This window comes from Mycobacterium sp. NGS29 (assembly GCF_059812965.1).
This window is the reverse complement of record NZ_JCALDR010000003.1, coordinates 51,648-66,811: the sequence shown is the minus strand read 5'-3', so window position 1 is coordinate 66,811 and position 15,164 is coordinate 51,648. Positions and strand designations below refer to the sequence as shown.

13 protein-coding genes are annotated in these 15,164 nt (G+C 67.2%); 10 read left to right on the top strand and 3 right to left on the bottom strand.

The features are described from left to right. The 10 genes from AC5Y5Z_RS05130 to AC5Y5Z_RS05085 all read left to right on the top strand — a co-directional run bounded on the left by AC5Y5Z_RS05130 (position 1) and on the right by AC5Y5Z_RS05085 (position 10,762). Positions 1–1,551: an anthranilate synthase component I gene (locus tag AC5Y5Z_RS05130; protein WP_499923735.1), complete on the top strand. Its 1,551-nt coding sequence runs from the start codon at positions 1–3 to the stop codon at positions 1,549–1,551. After that, a complete protein-coding gene (locus AC5Y5Z_RS05125; RefSeq protein ID WP_463825210.1) occupies positions 1,544–2,197 on the top strand; it encodes a TIGR02234 family membrane protein in 654 nt (217 codons plus the stop codon). The genes AC5Y5Z_RS05130 and AC5Y5Z_RS05125 overlap by 8 nt, the downstream gene beginning before the upstream one ends. Before the next feature lie 90 nt (positions 2,198–2,287). Beyond that, positions 2,288–3,106, top strand: coding sequence for an indole-3-glycerol phosphate synthase TrpC (trpC, locus tag AC5Y5Z_RS05120; RefSeq protein WP_463825211.1), 819 nt, complete (start codon positions 2,288–2,290; stop codon positions 3,104–3,106). A gap of 35 nt (positions 3,107–3,141) precedes the next feature. Next, a complete protein-coding gene (trpB, locus tag AC5Y5Z_RS05115) occupies positions 3,142–4,395 on the top strand; it encodes a tryptophan synthase subunit beta (RefSeq protein WP_499923732.1) in 1,254 nt (417 codons plus the stop codon). Further along, a complete protein-coding gene (gene trpA / locus AC5Y5Z_RS05110) occupies positions 4,392–5,204 on the top strand; it encodes a tryptophan synthase subunit alpha (RefSeq protein ID WP_463825213.1) in 813 nt (270 codons plus the stop codon). The genes trpB and trpA overlap by 4 nt, the downstream gene beginning before the upstream one ends. 8 nt (positions 5,205–5,212) lie before the next feature. Next, positions 5,213–7,504, top strand: a complete 2,292-nt coding sequence (gene lgt, locus AC5Y5Z_RS05105; RefSeq protein ID WP_499923731.1) for a prolipoprotein diacylglyceryl transferase — start codon at positions 5,213–5,215, stop codon at positions 7,502–7,504. An 89-nt stretch (positions 7,505–7,593) separates the two neighbouring features. Next, the gene (locus tag AC5Y5Z_RS05100) at positions 7,594–7,980 is read left to right on the top strand and encodes an NINE protein (RefSeq protein ID WP_499919107.1); all 387 of its coding nucleotides are present in this window, start codon (positions 7,594–7,596) and stop codon (positions 7,978–7,980) included. Beyond that, on the top strand, positions 7,970–8,404 hold the full coding sequence (locus AC5Y5Z_RS05095) for a DUF2752 domain-containing protein (protein WP_463825216.1): 435 nt from the start codon (positions 7,970–7,972) through the stop codon (positions 8,402–8,404). Before AC5Y5Z_RS05100 ends, AC5Y5Z_RS05095 begins: the two co-directional genes overlap by 11 nt. A gap of 61 nt (positions 8,405–8,465) precedes the next feature. Beyond that, positions 8,466–9,884, top strand: a complete 1,419-nt coding sequence (pyk, locus tag AC5Y5Z_RS05090; RefSeq protein ID WP_463825217.1) for a pyruvate kinase — start codon at positions 8,466–8,468, stop codon at positions 9,882–9,884. Positions 9,885–9,904: 20 nt separating this feature from the next. Then, positions 9,905–10,762: an acyl-CoA thioesterase II gene (locus AC5Y5Z_RS05085; RefSeq protein WP_499919109.1), complete on the top strand. Its 858-nt coding sequence runs from the start codon at positions 9,905–9,907 to the stop codon at positions 10,760–10,762. A gap of 29 nt (positions 10,763–10,791) precedes the next feature. Here AC5Y5Z_RS05085 and cydC read toward each other — a convergent pair whose 3' ends face one another. Genes cydC through cydB form a run of 3 tightly spaced genes read right to left on the bottom strand, consistent with a single transcriptional unit; the run spans position 10,792 to position 15,156 of the window. Further along, positions 10,792–12,471: a thiol reductant ABC exporter subunit CydC gene (cydC, locus tag AC5Y5Z_RS05080; RefSeq protein WP_499923729.1), complete on the bottom strand. Its 1,680-nt coding sequence runs from the start codon at positions 12,469–12,471 to the stop codon at positions 10,792–10,794. Continuing rightward, complete coding sequence (gene cydD, locus AC5Y5Z_RS05075) at positions 12,458–14,059, bottom strand: thiol reductant ABC exporter subunit CydD (protein WP_499924014.1); 1,602 nt, start codon at positions 14,057–14,059, stop codon at positions 12,458–12,460. Before cydD ends, cydC begins: the two co-directional genes overlap by 14 nt. A 56-nt stretch (positions 14,060–14,115) precedes the next feature. Continuing rightward, positions 14,116–15,156: a cytochrome d ubiquinol oxidase subunit II gene (cydB, locus tag AC5Y5Z_RS05070; protein ID WP_499919111.1), complete on the bottom strand. Its 1,041-nt coding sequence runs from the start codon at positions 15,154–15,156 to the stop codon at positions 14,116–14,118. Positions 15,157–15,164 lie beyond the last annotated feature (8 nt).

The window sequence follows — 15,164 nt, the reverse complement described above, 5'->3', positions numbered from 1 at the left end:
GTGCACGCCAACCTCGCAGCCACCACCACTCGGGAGGACTTCCGCGTGCTGGCGGCAGAGCACCGGGTGGTTCCGGTGACTCGCAAAGTCTTGGCCGACAGCGAAACTCCGCTCTCGGCGTACCGCAAACTCGCCGCCAACCGGCCCGGGACCTTCCTGCTCGAATCCGCGGAGAACGGTCGGTCGTGGTCGCGCTGGTCGTTCATCGGTGCCGGCGCGCCCACGGCGTTGACGGTGCGAGACGGGCACGCGGTCTGGCTGGGCGCCGCACCCAAGGACGCGCCCACCGGGGGCGACCCGCTGGATGCGCTGCGCGCCACGCTGGAGGTGTTGGCCACCGCCGCTCTGCCGGGTTTGCCGCCGCTATCGGGCGGCATGGTCGGCTTCTTCGCCTACGACATGGTGCGCCGGCTGGAGCGCCTGCCGGAGCTGGCCGTCGACGACCTGGGGCTGCCGGACATGCTGCTGCTGCTGGCCACCGACGTCGCCGCCGTCGACCACCACGAAGGCACCATCACCCTGATCGCCAATGCGGTCAACTGGAACGCCACCGACGAGCGGGTGGACGAGGCCTACGACGACGCGGTGGCGCGGCTGGACGTGATGACCGCGGCCCTGGGTCAGCCGTTGCCCTCGACGGTGTCCACTTTCAGCAAGCCCGAACCGCGGTACCGCGCCCAGCGCACGGTCGAGGAGTACAGCGCGATCGTCGAGCACCTGGTGGAGCAGATTGCCGCCGGGGAAGCGTTCCAGGTGGTGCCCTCGCAGCGCTTCGAGGTCGACACCGACGTCGACCCGATCGACGTGTACCGCATGCTGCGGGTCACCAACCCCAGCCCCTACATGTATCTGTTACAGGTCCCCAATAGTGAAGGGGCAGTGGATTTTTCGATCGTCGGATCGAGCCCGGAGGCATTGGTCACCGTGCAGGACGGCCGCGCCACGACACATCCGATTGCCGGCACCCGGTGGCGCGGACAGACCGACGAGGAAGACGTCCTGCTGGAAAAGGAACTGCTGGCCGACGACAAGGAACTCGCCGAACACCTGATGCTGGTCGACTTGGGCCGCAACGACCTGGGCCGGGTCTGCACCCCGGGCACCGTGCGGGTCGAGGACTACAGCCACATCGAGCGCTACAGCCACGTGATGCATTTGGTGTCGACGGTGACCGGGCAGCTGGCTGAGGGCCGGACCGCGCTCGACGCGGTGACGGCGTGTTTCCCGGCCGGCACCCTGTCGGGCGCGCCGAAGGTGCGGGCGATGGAGCTGATCGAGGAAGTCGAAAAGACCCGCCGCGGCCTGTACGGCGGCGTGGTGGGGTACCTCGACTTCGCCGGCAACGCCGACTTCGCGATCGCCATCCGCACCGCGCTGATGCGGCACCGGACGGCATACGTGCAGGCCGGTGGCGGCGTGGTGGCCGACTCCAACGGCGAGTACGAATACAACGAGGCCAGGAACAAGGCCCGGGCGGTGCTCAACGCCATCGCAGCCGCCGGGACGCTGACCGTCCCCGACACGATGCCCGACCCGGGTAGCAGTGACTGAGACCGCCCGCCGCGCCCGGTTGACGACCGGGATCGCCCAGCTGCTGCTGGTGGTCGCCGCCGCAGCGCTGTGGGCGGCGTCTCGGCTGACGTGGGTGGTCATCCGTTCATTCGACGGGCTGGGACAGCCCCGCGACGTCGCGCTGACCGGCGCTACCTGGTCGACCGCGCTGCTGCCGTTGGCGATCGTCAACCTGGCCGCCGCGGCCGCAGCTTTGGCGGTACGGGGCTGGCAGCTGCGGGCGCTGGCGGCGCTGCTGGCGATATCCAGCTTTGCCATCGGCTATCTCGGCGTCAGCTTGTGGGCGGTTCCGGATGTGGCGGCGCGCGCCGCGGATCTCGCGCACGTACCGGTGGTCACCCTGGTGGGCAGCTCGCGTCACTACACCGGTGCGGTGATCACGGTTCTGACCGCGGTGTGCACGCTGATTGCGGCCGCGTTGTATCTGCGCGCGGCCAAGACCGCCGGCCCGACGCCCGCAGGCGGCACAAAATATCTGGCGCCCGGCGCCCGTCGGTCGATCGCGCGGCGCGACGCCGCGCAGCCCGATGAGACGCCGCTGTCGGAACGCATGATCTGGGACGCCCTCGACGAAGGTCAGGACCCCACCGATCGGCCCGACGGGCCGGACACCGAGGGGCGGTGACGGACCCTGTCCCGACGGTCGCTACCCTTTGTGCACGTCGGCGAAACGTGCTGGCGAGCGTTGGGTCACGGGGAAAGGAACACGGCAGGCATGAGTCCGGCATCCGTGCTTGACTCCATCCTCGAGGGAGTCCGGGCCGACGTTGCCGCGCGCGAAGCCCGGGTGAGTCTCTCCGAGATCAAGGCCGCCGCCGCCGCCGCGCCGAAACCACTTGATGTGATGGCCGCACTTCGCGAACCGGGCATCGGAGTCATCGCCGAAGTCAAGCGCGCCAGCCCGTCGAAGGGGGCGTTGGCGCCCATCGCCGATCCGGCCAAGCTGGCCCGCGCCTACGAGGACGGCGGCGCGCGGATCATCAGCGTGCTGACCGAGGAACGACGCTTCAACGGCTCCCTCGACGACCTGGACGCGGTGCGTGCCGCGGTGTCGATTCCGGTGTTGCGCAAAGACTTTGTGGTGCAGCCCTATCAGATCCACGAGGCGCGCGCGCACGGTGCCGACATGTTGTTGCTGATCGTCGCCGCACTGGACCAGTCCGCGCTGGTGTCCATGCTCGACCGCACCGAGTCGCTCGGCATGACCGCGCTCGTCGAGGTGCACACCGAAGAAGAGGCTGACCGCGCATTGAAGGCCGGGGCCAACGTAATCGGCGTCAACGCCAGGGATCTGGCGACCTTGGAGGTCGACCGGGACTGCTTCGCGCGCATCGCCCCAGGGTTGCCCAGCAACGTGATCAGGATCGCCGAATCCGGTGTGCGTCATACCGGTGACCTGCTGGCATACGCCGGAGCAGGTGCCGACGCCGTCCTGGTCGGCGAGGGCTTGGTCAAGAGTGGTGACCCGCGCGCGGCGGTCGCCGACCTGGTGACCGCGGGTACCCATCCGTCCTGTCCGAAACCGTCTCGCTAGCCGTTGATGTGCCGCGGGCGCACTGAGTCTTTGTGATGGCAGATTTGTCCAACCCGGATATTCCGCGCACCAGTGCGGCCGTCGTCGAACGCACCCATCACGATCCTGATCAGGGTGGGCATTTCGGCGTATACGGTGGCCGCTACGTGCCCGAAGCGTTGATGGCCGTCATCGAAGAGGTCACGGTCGCTTACGAAAAGGAGCGCGTGGACCAGGATTTCCTGGACACGCTGGACAAACTGCAGGCGCACTATGCGGGTCGCCCGTCGCCGCTGTATGAGACGGCCCGACTCGGCGAGCACGCCGGGTTCGCCCGAATCTTCCTGAAGCGAGAAGACCTGAACCACACCGGTTCTCATAAGATCAACAATGTCCTGGGTCAGGCGCTGTTGGCGCGCAGGATGGGTAAGACCCGGGTGATCGCCGAGACCGGCGCCGGCCAGCATGGTGTGGCCACCGCCACCGCGTGCGCGTTGCTGGGCCTGGATTGCATCATCTACATGGGCGCGGTCGACACCGCGCGCCAGGCGCTCAACGTGGCACGGATGCGACTGCTCGGTGCGCAGGTGGTCTCGGTGGACACCGGATCGCGAACCCTCAAGGACGCCATCAACGAAGCGTTCCGGGACTGGGTGACCAACGCCGACAACACTTATTACTGCTTCGGCACCGCCGCTGGACCGCACCCGTTCCCCACCATGGTGCGCGATTTCCAGCGCATCATCGGGTTGGAGGCGCGCGTCCAGATCCAGCAGCAGATCGGCAGGCTGCCCGATGCGGTGGTGGCCTGCGTCGGCGGGGGATCCAATGCGATCGGCATTTTCCACGCTTTCCTCGACGATCCGGGCGTGCAGCTGGTGGGATACGAAGCGGCCGGTGACGGCGTGGAGACCGGACGGCACGCGGCGACATTCACGGGCGGTTCACCCGGCGCGTTCCAGGGCTCCTACTCGTATCTGCTGCAGGACGAGGACGGCCAAACCATCGAATCGCACTCCATCTCAGCAGGATTGGACTACCCGGGCGTCGGCCCGGAACATGCATGGCTCAAGGAGATCGGCCGTGTGCGCTACGACCCGATCACCGACACCGAGGCCATGGAGGCGTTCGGCCTGTTGTGCCGCACCGAAGGCATCATCCCGGCCATCGAATCCGCGCACGCGGTAGCTGGTGCCCTCAAGCTGGGTGCCGAATTGGGAAGGGGCGCGGTCATAGTGGTCAACCTGTCCGGTCGCGGTGACAAGGACGTGGAGACCGCCGCGAAGTGGTTCGGCCTACTGGACACGTGATGACGGTGGAACAGAGCGAAGCAAGCAGACTGGGTCCGCTGTTCGAGGCGTGCCGCGCGGACGCCCGGGCGGCGCTGATCGGCTACCTGCCCACCGGCTATCCCGACGTGCCGACGTCGGTGCGGGCCATGACCGCGTTGGTCGAATCCGGTTGCGACATCATCGAAGTCGGGGTGCCCTATTCGGATCCGGGGATGGACGGGCCCACCATCCAGCGGGCTACCGAGGTGGCGCTCAGCGGGGGAGTGCGGATCAGGGACACGTTGGCCGCAGTCGAGGCGATCAGCGGAGCGGGCGGTCACGCGGTGGTGATGACCTACTGGAATCCGGTGTTGCGCTACGGCGTTGACGCGTTTGCGCGAGACCTGGCGGCAGCCGGCGGCCATGGCCTGATCACCCCGGATCTGATTCCCGACGAGGCGCAATCCTGGCTCGCGGCGTCTGACGAGCACGGACTGGACCGCATCTTTCTGGTCGCGCCGTCGTCGATGCCCGAACGGTTGGCGAACACCGTCGAGCTCTCGCGGGGGTTCGTCTACGCGGCGTCGACGATGGGCGTGACCGGCGCGCGTGATGCGGTATCGAACGCCGCACCTGAACTGGTGGGGAGGGTGAAGGCGGTGTCGGACATACCGGTTGGAGTCGGTCTGGGTGTGCGCTCGGGCGAGCAGGCCGCACAGATCGGCAGCTACGCCGACGGCGTCATCGTCGGTTCAGCGCTGGTTTCTGCACTGGCCGAAGGTCTGCCGACATTGCGCGGGCTGACCGAGGAACTCGCCGCCGGCGTGCGCAGCGTGGCACGGATATGACGACTGCTATGTCCGAGAAGCTGCTGGCCTACTTCCCCAGCCCGCCGCGCGGGGTGTGGCACCTCGGCCCGTTGCCGATTCGCGCCTACGCGTTTTTCATCATCGTCGGGATCTTGGTGGCGCTGTTGATCGGGGACCGGCGCTGGGTGGCCCGCGGCGGTGAACGCGGCCTAATTTACGACATCGCTTTGTGGGTGGTGCCTTTCGGCCTGATCGGCGGACGGTTGTACCACCTTGCGACGGACTGGCGGACGTACTGGGGTCCGGGCGGCGCCGGGTTGAGTGCGGCGCTGCGCATCTGGGACGGTGGGTTGGGAATCTGGGGTGCGGTCGCACTCGGTGTGTTCGGTGCCTGGCTCGGGTGCCGGCGCAACGGAATTCCGTTGCCGGCCTTCCTCGACGCGGTCGCGCCCGGAATTGTGTTGGCGCAGGCCATCGGCAGACTCGGCAACTACTTCAACCAGGAGCTCTACGGGCGCAAGACCACGCTGCCGTGGGGTTTGGAGATTTTTTACCGCAAGGACCCCGCCGGGTTCCAGGACCCGCATTCTCTCGACGGCGTCTCCACGGGTGAGGTCTTCGCCGTCGTACAACCCACGTTTCTCTACGAATTGATCTGGAACGTCCTGGTATTCGCTGCGCTGCTCTACCTGGATCGTCGCTTCACGCTCAGCCACGGGCGGTTGTTCGCCAGCTACGTCGCGCTGTACTGCGTCGGGCGATTCGGCGTGGAGTTGTTGCGCGACGACACGGCGACGCTGATCGCCGGCATCCGGATCAACACGTTCACCTCCACTTTCGTATTCATCGGCGCGGTGGTTTACCTGATCGTGGCGCCCAAGGATCGCGAAGATCCGTCCTTGCTGCGCGGCTTCGGTGACGACGAGGATTCGTCGACACTGGAACCGGCCGAGGAGCTTGCGGCGGTAGGTACGGGATCGGTGGTGATGGTCAAGGGCGCGGCCGGTAAGGGCGGAAGCGCTGGTGCGGAGAAGGTCGAGACTGCTGAGCCTGAGGCAACCGAGTCGGTCGATGCTGTCGGCGACGAGGCGCTGGACGAGGATCTCGAGTCTGCTATCGCTGAAGCCGATCCACTGGTCGCCGAGGGGGAGGTTGGCGACGAGACGATGGACGCCGCCGCGGATGAGTCGGTAGCCGGGGCGCCCGATGGCGAGGCTGACGAATCAGCTGAGTCGGATGCGGAGTCGGTTGATGCCGTCGCGGATGAGGCGTTGGACGAGGATCTCGAGTCTGCTATCGCTGAAGCCGACCCGTTAGTCCCACAGGTTGTGTCTGATGCGGAGTCCGCCGATGCTGTCGCGGATGAGGCGGTTGCTGAGGAGCCTGCGGCGGAGGAACTGGCGCCCGAGGCTGAGGTCGCTGAATCCACTGAGTCTGATGCTGGGTCGGTTGACGCCGCCGCGGATGAGGCGCAGGCCGAGGAGCCTGCGGCGGAGGAACTGGCGCCCGAGGCCGAGGTCGCTGAATCCACTGAGTCTGACGCTGGGTCGGTTGACGCCGCCGCGGATGAGGCGCAGGCCGAGGAGCCTGCGGCGGAGGAACTGTCGTTCGAGGCCGAGGTCGCTGAATCCACTGAGTCTGATGCTGAGTCGGTTGAGGTGGGTGCTGAGGAGTTGGCGCCTGAGCTTGCGGTCGCTGAGGCCACGGAGCCTGATGCTGGGTCGGTTGACGCCGCCGCGGAGGAGGCGGTTGCTGAGGAGCCTGCGGCGGAGGAACTGGCGCCCGAGGCCGAGGTCGCTGAATCCACTGAGTCTGATGCTGAGTCGGTTGACGCCGCCGCGGAGGAGGCGGTTGCTGAGGAGCCTGCGGCGGAGGAACTGGCGCCCGAGCCCGAGGTCGCTGAATCCACTGAGGCTGACGGTGAGTCGGTTGACGCCGCCGCGGAGGAGGCGGTTGCTGAGGAGCCTGCGGCGGAGGAACTGGCGTCTGAGCCTGAGGTCGCTGAGTCCACCGACCCTGATGCTGAATCAGTTGAGGCGGGTGGTGAGGAACTGGCGTCCGAGCCTGAGGTCGCTGAATCCCCTGAGCCGGACGCCGAGTCGGCGGATGACACCCACGACGAGGCGCCCTCGGAGGATGCCGAGCCCGCCCAGGCTGAACCCGAGACCGACGCAACCGACATCGAGACCGTCAGCACGCAAAGCCCAGAGCCGTCCGACAGCGACCCGGCTGAACCCACCGAAGATGACAAGCCGGCCTCGAGCGCAGCGAGCACACCGCCGGTGGCCGGCCCAGCGCGGCAGCGATGGCGAGATCGGTTCAGAAGGCGCCGGTCCTAGCGGTCACCTGACGCTCGTCGCAGGCTGCGGCTTCTCAGAGCGTCTCCGCGACCTCACCGGCAACGCGCCGGATCTGGCATGCTGAGACCGTGACTGACCAGCCGTGGGCCGCTGAAGAGCAACCGTATCCGCCGCACCAGCAACCGGGATACCCGCCGCCGCCCTATCCGCCTGCACCGCATTACGGCGGCCCCTACGACCCCTCGGCGCCGTTCGGTCGCCACCCCGTCACCGGTCAACCGTATTCGGACAAGTCGAAGACGGTCGCAGGACTGCTGCAACTGCTGGGGCTGTTCGGCATCGCCGGGATCGGCCGCATCTATGCCGGACACACCGGACTCGGCGTCGCTCAACTGCTCGTCGGCTGGGTCACCTGCGGAGTCGGTGCCGTCATCTGGGGGATCATCGACGCGGTGCTGATCCTGACCGACAAGGTCACCGATCCGATGGGTCGACCACTACGCGATGGAACCTAACGGGCCGACACCAGCCACCGACGAACAGGACCGTCGGCGTCCCGGCCGTTACGCGGCCGTCGGATCGGCGGTCCTGCTCGGCGGCGCCCTGACCTACATCGGTCTGGCCGACCCCCACCAGCCGGGTTCGGTTTACCCGCAGTGCCCGTTCAAGTTGATCACCGGGTGGAACTGCCCGGCCTGCGGCGGCCTGCGGATGACCCATGACCTGCTGCACGGCGATCTGGTGGCCGGCATCAACGACAATGTCTTCTTCCTGGTCGCGCTCCCGCTGCTGGCGGTGTGGATTGTGCTGCGGCGCACGCGTCGGCAGTCCTACCTTCCGATCAGGACGACGGCCCTGTTCGTGGTCGCCATGACTGCGTGGACGGTGGTCCGCAATCTCCCGGGTTTTCCTCTGGTACCCACGGTGCTCACCGGATAGTTACGCGCCTCGCGGCTCAGGGACCCCCAGATGCCAGCAAGCGCGACTATGCTTTGGCGTCGTGACTAGACGCGGAAAGATCGTCTGCACTCTCGGACCGGCAACTCAAAAAGACGAGTTGGTCAAGGCGCTCGTCGAAGCAGGTATGGACGTCGCCAGAATGAATTTCAGCCACGGCGACTACAGCGATCACGAAGCCGCCTACAAGCGGGTTCGGGCGGCCTCAGATGCCACCGGCCGCGCCGTCGGCGTGCTCTGCGACCTGCAAGGCCCGAAGATCCGGCTGGGCCGGTTCGCCGACGGACCCACCCATTGGGAAGACGGCGAGACGGTCCGGATCACCGTCGACGACTGCGAGGGCACCCACGACAGGGTGTCGACCACCTACAAAAGGCTGGCCGAGGACGCGACCGTGGGCGACCGCGTTCTGGTCGACGACGGCAAAGTCGGACTGCAGGTCGAAAGCGTCGACGGCAACGACGTGGTCTGCAAAGTGGTCGAGGGCGGCCCAGTCAGCAACAACAAGGGCATCTCGCTGCCCGGAATGAACGTCTCCGCCCCCGCTCTGTCGGAGAAGGACATCGAGGACCTGACGTTCGCGATGGAACTCGGCGTCGACATGGTGGCGCTGTCGTTTGTCCGATCGCCGTCGGACGTCGAACTGGTCCACGAGGTCATGGATCGGGTCGGGCGACGGGTGCCGGTCATCGCCAAGCTGGAGAAGCCGGAAGCGATCGACAATCTGGAGGCCATCGTCCTGGCCTTCGATGCCGTCATGGTGGCCCGCGGTGACCTCGGGGTGGAGTTGCCGCTCGAAGAGGTGCCGTTGGTGCAGAAGCGGGCCATTCAGATGGCGCGGGAGAACGCCAAGCCGGTGATCGTGGCTACCCAGATGCTCGACTCGATGATCGAGAATTCCCGGCCTACCCGGGCCGAGGCCTCCGACGTCGCCAACGCCGTCCTCGACGGGGCCGACGCGCTGATGCTCTCCGGCGAGACCTCGGTGGGCAAGCACCCGTTGCAGGCGGTCAAGACGATGTCGCGGATCGTGTGCGCGGTCGAGGAGAACTCAACGGCCGCGCCACCGCTGACGCACGTGCCGCGCACCAAACGCGGGGTGATCTCTTACGCGGCCCGCGACATCGGGGAGCGGCTGGACGCCAAAGCGCTGGTCGCCTTCACCCAGTCCGGCGATACCGTGCGGCGCCTGGCCCGCCTGCACACACCGCTGCCGCTGCTGGCTTTCACCGATCTGCCTGAGGTGCGCAGTCAGCTGGCCATGACGTGGGGCACCGAGACGTTCATCGTCCCGCACATGAAGTCGACGGACGGGATGATCCGCCAGGTCGACAAGTCGCTGCTCGAGCTGGGCCGCTACAAGCGCGGTGACCTGGTGGTCATCGTGGCGGGCGCGCCGCCCGGCACGGTGGGTTCCACCAACCTGATCCATGTGCACCGGATCGGTGAGGACGACGTCTAGCGGCGCCATAGGCTGACGCGGTGTCAGATTTCGACGAACTACTGGCGGTCCTGGACCTCGACCACGTCACCGACGACAGTTTCACCGGGCGCCACCCCAGTAAGAATCCGATGCGGACCTTCGGCGGGTTGCTCATGGCGCAGTCATTCATCGCCGGCACCCGGACACTGACCCGCGACCTGCCGCCCAGCGCCCTGTCGGTGCACTTCGTCAACGGCGGCGACACCGCCAGGGACATCGAATTCCACGTGGTGCGGCTGCGCGACGAGCGCCGCTTCGCCAACCGGCGGGTGGACGCGGTGCAGGACGGAGTGTTGCTGTCCTCGGCAATGCTCTCGTACATGTCCGGTGGCGCCGGACTCGAGCATGCCGTAGATCCGCCGCAGGTCGCCGATCCGGAGTCGGTGCCACCTCTGGGTGAGCTGTTGCGCGGCTACGAAGAGACCGTTCCACTTTTCGTCAACGCGTTGCAGCCGGTGGAATGGCGTTACACCAACGACCCGTCCTGGGTGATGCGGGACAAGGGCGGGCGGCTGGACTACAACCGCGTCTGGCTCAAGGCGAAAGGCGTGCTGCCCGATGATCCGGTGCTGCACACCGCGACCATGCTGTACTCCTCGGACACCACCGTGCTGGATTCGGTGATCACCAGGCACGGATTGTCCTGGGGTTTCGACCGGATCTTCGCGGCCTCGGCCAACCACTCGGTGTGGTTTCACCGCCAGGTCGACTACAACGACTGGGTGCTGTATTCGACGTCGTCGCCGGTGGCCGCCGATTCGCGTGGGCTGGGTACCGGGCATTTCTTCGATCGCACCGGGCAGGTCGTCGCCACGGTGGTGCAGGAAGGCGTACTGAAATACTTCCCCCGCCACTGACTTTGGTGGCCGAGCAGACACAGAATCGCCTAGCTGCTCAGCGTGTCGTGCGATTCTGCGTCTGCTCGCGGGGGACCGGGGAGCGGCAGGCGGGCGCAGCGGAGATCGGCGGGCAGGTGGTGGGTGGCGACCACCACCGTCTTGCCGTCGCCGAGCACCGCGGAATCGGGATCCAACAGCTCACGCAGCACGCGGTCGGCGTCGGACCTGTCGAGGTGCTCGGTCGGCTCGTCGAGCAACAGGATCCGCGCGGGGCACAGCAACGCCCGCGCCAGCAGCAGCCGTCGACGCTGACCGGCCGAAACCGCTTGCGCACCACCGATCAGCACGGTCGACAACCCGTCGGGCAGACCGGCCACCCAGGCGCCCAGGCCGGCGGCCTGCAGCGCCGCGGTGATCTCCTCGTCGGTGCAGTCGCCGCGGACGACCAGCAGATTGTCCCGGACAGTGGTGGCGAAAAGGTGCGCATCCTCGGCGAAAAAGCAGACCGTGGAACGCAATTCGTCCTCGGCCAGGTCACCCAGGTCGATGCCGTCCAGCCGCACCTCGCCGCGCATCGGTGGCAGCAGGCCGGCCAGCGTCGTCAGCAGCGTCGTTTTTCCGCAACCGCTGGGGCCGGTGACCGCCAGCCTGCTGCCCGGCGCGAGGTCGAGCACGCTGTGCTGGGATCGGCCGCCGGCATGACCGGAATACACATCCGCGGACAACCGGCCCGACGGTCGGGGCAGCGATGCCGTGCCCGCCGCAGCGGCAGTGTCGCATGGCGCCAGGTCCAGCAGGCGACGCGCCGCGATCCGTGACCGGGTCAACTGCACCGCAGCGCCGGGGAGGGCGGTTGTGGCTTCAAATGCCGACAGCGGCAACAACATCAGTACAGCCAGGGTGGTCGGCGCGACCGCCGAGGCCATGCCGATCCCGGCCACTACCGCACCGAGCACGCTGACGCCGATGGCCGCGGTGGGCAGGGCCTCGGCGACGGCGGCCGGCCGCGCGGCGGCATCCAGCGCCGTACCCCAACTGCGCTGCTGTTGCTCTGCCGTCGCGACGAACCGCGGAAGCACCCCCGCGACCCGAAGTTCGGGCGCATGTTCCAGGGTGAGCATCGCCGTCGCGTCGCGTTCCGAATGATGCTGACGGGCAATGGTTTCCTGCTCGGTAGCGGCCCGCCCGGCAAACGCCGGCGCGATGACCCCGGCCGCCACCAGACAGATCGCCAACACCGCGGCCGCCGGCAGCGAAATGAGTCCCACCACCACGACGGCGGACACCGCCAGCACCGCCGCGACTGCCATCGGGACCACGGCGCGCACCAGCACGTCGGCCAGCGCGTCGACATCGGCACCCACCCGCGACACCAGTTCGCCGCTGGACAACCGAACTGCTTGCGCAGCAGGCCCGGACGACAGTCGGCGGTAGATCCGGGTGCGGGCCGTGTTCGCCGCCCGGAGTGCCGCATCGTGGGTAGCCAACCGCTCGCAGTAGCGCAGCACGCCACGCGAGATGGCGAACGTCCGGACCGCCACGACCGCGACGGACAGGTCCAGCACCGGGGGCATCTGCCAGGCGCGGGTGATCAGCCACGCCGACACTCCCGCCAACGCCAGCGCGCTGCCCAGCGACAGCACGCCGAGCGCGATGGCGGCCAGGATGCGGGACAGTCTCGGGCGCAAAAATGTTGCCGCTTGGGCGAGTGGATCAGACTCGCACACGGTGCGCCTCGCGGGATAGTTCGACGACCCGGTCACCGATGCTCAACACACTTTCGCGATGTCCGACCAGTACCACGGTGGTGCCGACGCGTGCGCGAGCGACGATGGCCCGCAGCACCCGCGCTTCGGTGGCCACGTCCAGGTGGGCGGTGGGCTCGTCGAGCAACAGCACCGGGGCGGCGGATCCCAACGTGCGCGCCAGTCCCAACCGTTGGCGCTGCCCGAGGGACAAGCCTTCGCCGCCGCGGCCCAGCGTAGTGTCCATACCGTCGGGCAGCTCACGCAGAACGTCGTCGAAACCTGCTTCCCTGCAGGCGCTTTCCAGATCGTCAAGCTCGCCGAACAACGACAGATTGTCCCGCACTGTTCCTGGGATGAGCACCGGACGTTGCGGCAGCCAGGACAGTTGGCGCCACCACGACTCGGGTGCCAGTTCGGCGAGGTCGACGCCGGCCACCGTCACTCGGCCAGACGTGGGCATCGTGAGCCCGGCGATCACCTGCAGGACGGTGCTTTTCCCGGCGCCGTTCGGACCGGTCAGCACGGTGACCGAGGCTGGTTCGATGACGGCGGACAGGCTGTCCGGCGCGTGCCCGTCGCGGGACGCGACGCTGAGGTCTTCGAGCCGGATCTGCGCCCCGCGCGCGGTGACGGTCTGCTGACCCGGCGCTGACGGGTGCGGTTCGCCGATGAGCGCGAACGCCGCGTCGGCCGCGGCACGGCCATCCTGCGCGGCATGGAATTCCACCCCGATGCGGCGCAGCGGCCAGTACACGTCAGGTGCCAGTAACAGCACGGTCAACCCGGCACCCAGGCTCATCTCGCCGAAGACCAGTCGCAGGCCGATGCTCACCGCGACCAGTGCGACACCGAGCGTCGCCAGCAATTCGAGGACCAAGGCGGACAGGAACGCGATCCGCAACGTGGACATGGTGGAACGGCGGTGAGCTGCACCGAGTTCAGCGATGCGCTGCTCCGGACCCGATGCCCGGCCCAGTGCACGCAGCGTCGGGATGCCGGCGATCAGATCCAACAATCGAGCCTGCAGGGTGGTCATGGACACCAGGGCGGCCGCCGATCGTTCGGCGGTGGCCAATCCGATCAACACCATGAAGACGGGAATGAGCGGCAGTGTGATCAGCACGATCACCATGGATTTCACGTCGTAGAGGGCGATCACCGCGACGGTGGCCGGTGTCAGGATCGCAGCCAACAACAACGTCGGCAGGTAGTTGGCGAAGTACGGCCGCAGGCCATCCAGCCCACGGGTCACCACTGCTGCAGCCGAATTATGCTGCGCTGCAATCTCACTAGGTTGCCGGTAACTCACCGCGGTCAACACCTGACCACTCAGGTCGGCGATCACCGCGCTGGCACCCCGCTGGCTGAGGCGGGCCTGCAGCCACTGAGTCACCGCGCGAACAGTCCAGAGACCCGCCATGATCGACAGCGGAATCACCCAGTGGGAGTGTGGCGAATGGTCGGTCACTGCCCGCGCGACGACGTCCGCGAGCACAATCGCCGAACCGATTGCACACCCGGAAATCACCACACCGCAGGCGACGCTGGCGATCAGATACCGGCGCAGCGCGGTCGATACCCGCCACAGTCGTGGGTCCAGTGGTCCCCGCGAACTCCTCGTGGTCAGGACGTTCGCCTCGTCAGGCCGATCGACGGAGGTATCCGGTCCACCGATATCCGTTGCCGGAAAACCCAATACGTCCAGGCCTGGTAGACGATGGTCAGCGGGGTCATGATCACGGTGACCCAGGTCATGATCTTGAGGGTGTAGTCGGTGGAGGACGCGTTGTAGATAGTGAGGTCCCACTGGCTGTTCAGCGTCGAGGGCACCAGATTCGGGTACAGCGAGCCGAACAGCAGCACCACCACCGCGGCTACCACCAGCAGCGTGCTGACGAATGCCCAGCCGTCGGAGATGCGCCGCCACACCAGCAGCACCGCTGCCAACTGAGCGACGACCGCCACTGCCAGCACCGCCCACGTCCATTGCTTGCCGTGCGCCAACTGCGTCCAAACGCCAAATGCCGCAACCAGTATCGTCACCGGCAACGCCAACCACCGCCCGAATCGTAGGGCATCGTCGCGGATGTCACCGGAGGTCTTCAGCGAGACGAATACCGAACCGTAGAACATAAAGAGTCCGGCTGTGGCGAGCCCGCCCAGCAGGGTGTATGGGTTGAGCACGTCACCCACCGAGACATTGACCCGGCCGTCGGCGTCCACCGGCAGGCCGCGCACCAGGATCGCGAAGGCGGTACCCCACAAGACCGCAGGCAGCCAGGAGCCGACCGCGATGGCGAAGTCGGCCCAACCCCGCCATCTCGGGTCGTCGACCTTGCCGCGCCACTCGATGGCCACTACCCGCACGATCATGCCGAACAGAATCGCCAACAACGGCAGATAGAGGGTGGAGAAGACCGTGGCATACCAGCCCGGAAAGGCAGCGAACATCGCCGCGCCGGCGGTGATCAGCCACACCTCGTTGGCGTCCCACACCGGGCCGATGGTGTTCAGCGCCGCACGTCGGTGCGCCTCCCGATCGCCCTTGCCGACCCGTGCGAACGGGGCCATCAGCATGCCGACGCCGAAGTCGAAACCCTCGAGGATGAAGAAGCCCAGGAACAGCACCGCGATCAGTCCGAACCACACTTCTTGCAGATTCATCGTCAGCT

Bases quoted from the DNA above. Each gene is read 5' to 3' on its own strand.
- trpC (WP_463825211.1), top strand. From the start codon at position 2,288: ATGAGTCCGGCATCCGTGCTTGACTCCATCCTCGAGGGAGTCCGGGCC.
- trpB (WP_499923732.1), top strand. From the start codon at position 3,142: ATGGCAGATTTGTCCAACCCGGATATTCCGCGCACCAGTGCGGCCGTC.
- lgt (WP_499923731.1), top strand. From the start codon at position 5,213: ATGTCCGAGAAGCTGCTGGCCTACTTCCCCAGCCCGCCGCGCGGGGTG.
- AC5Y5Z_RS05095 (WP_463825216.1), top strand. From the start codon at position 7,970: ATGGAACCTAACGGGCCGACACCAGCCACCGACGAACAGGACCGTCGG.
- cydB (WP_499919111.1), bottom strand. From the start codon at position 15,156: ATGAATCTGCAAGAAGTGTGGTTCGGACTGATCGCGGTGCTGTTCCTG.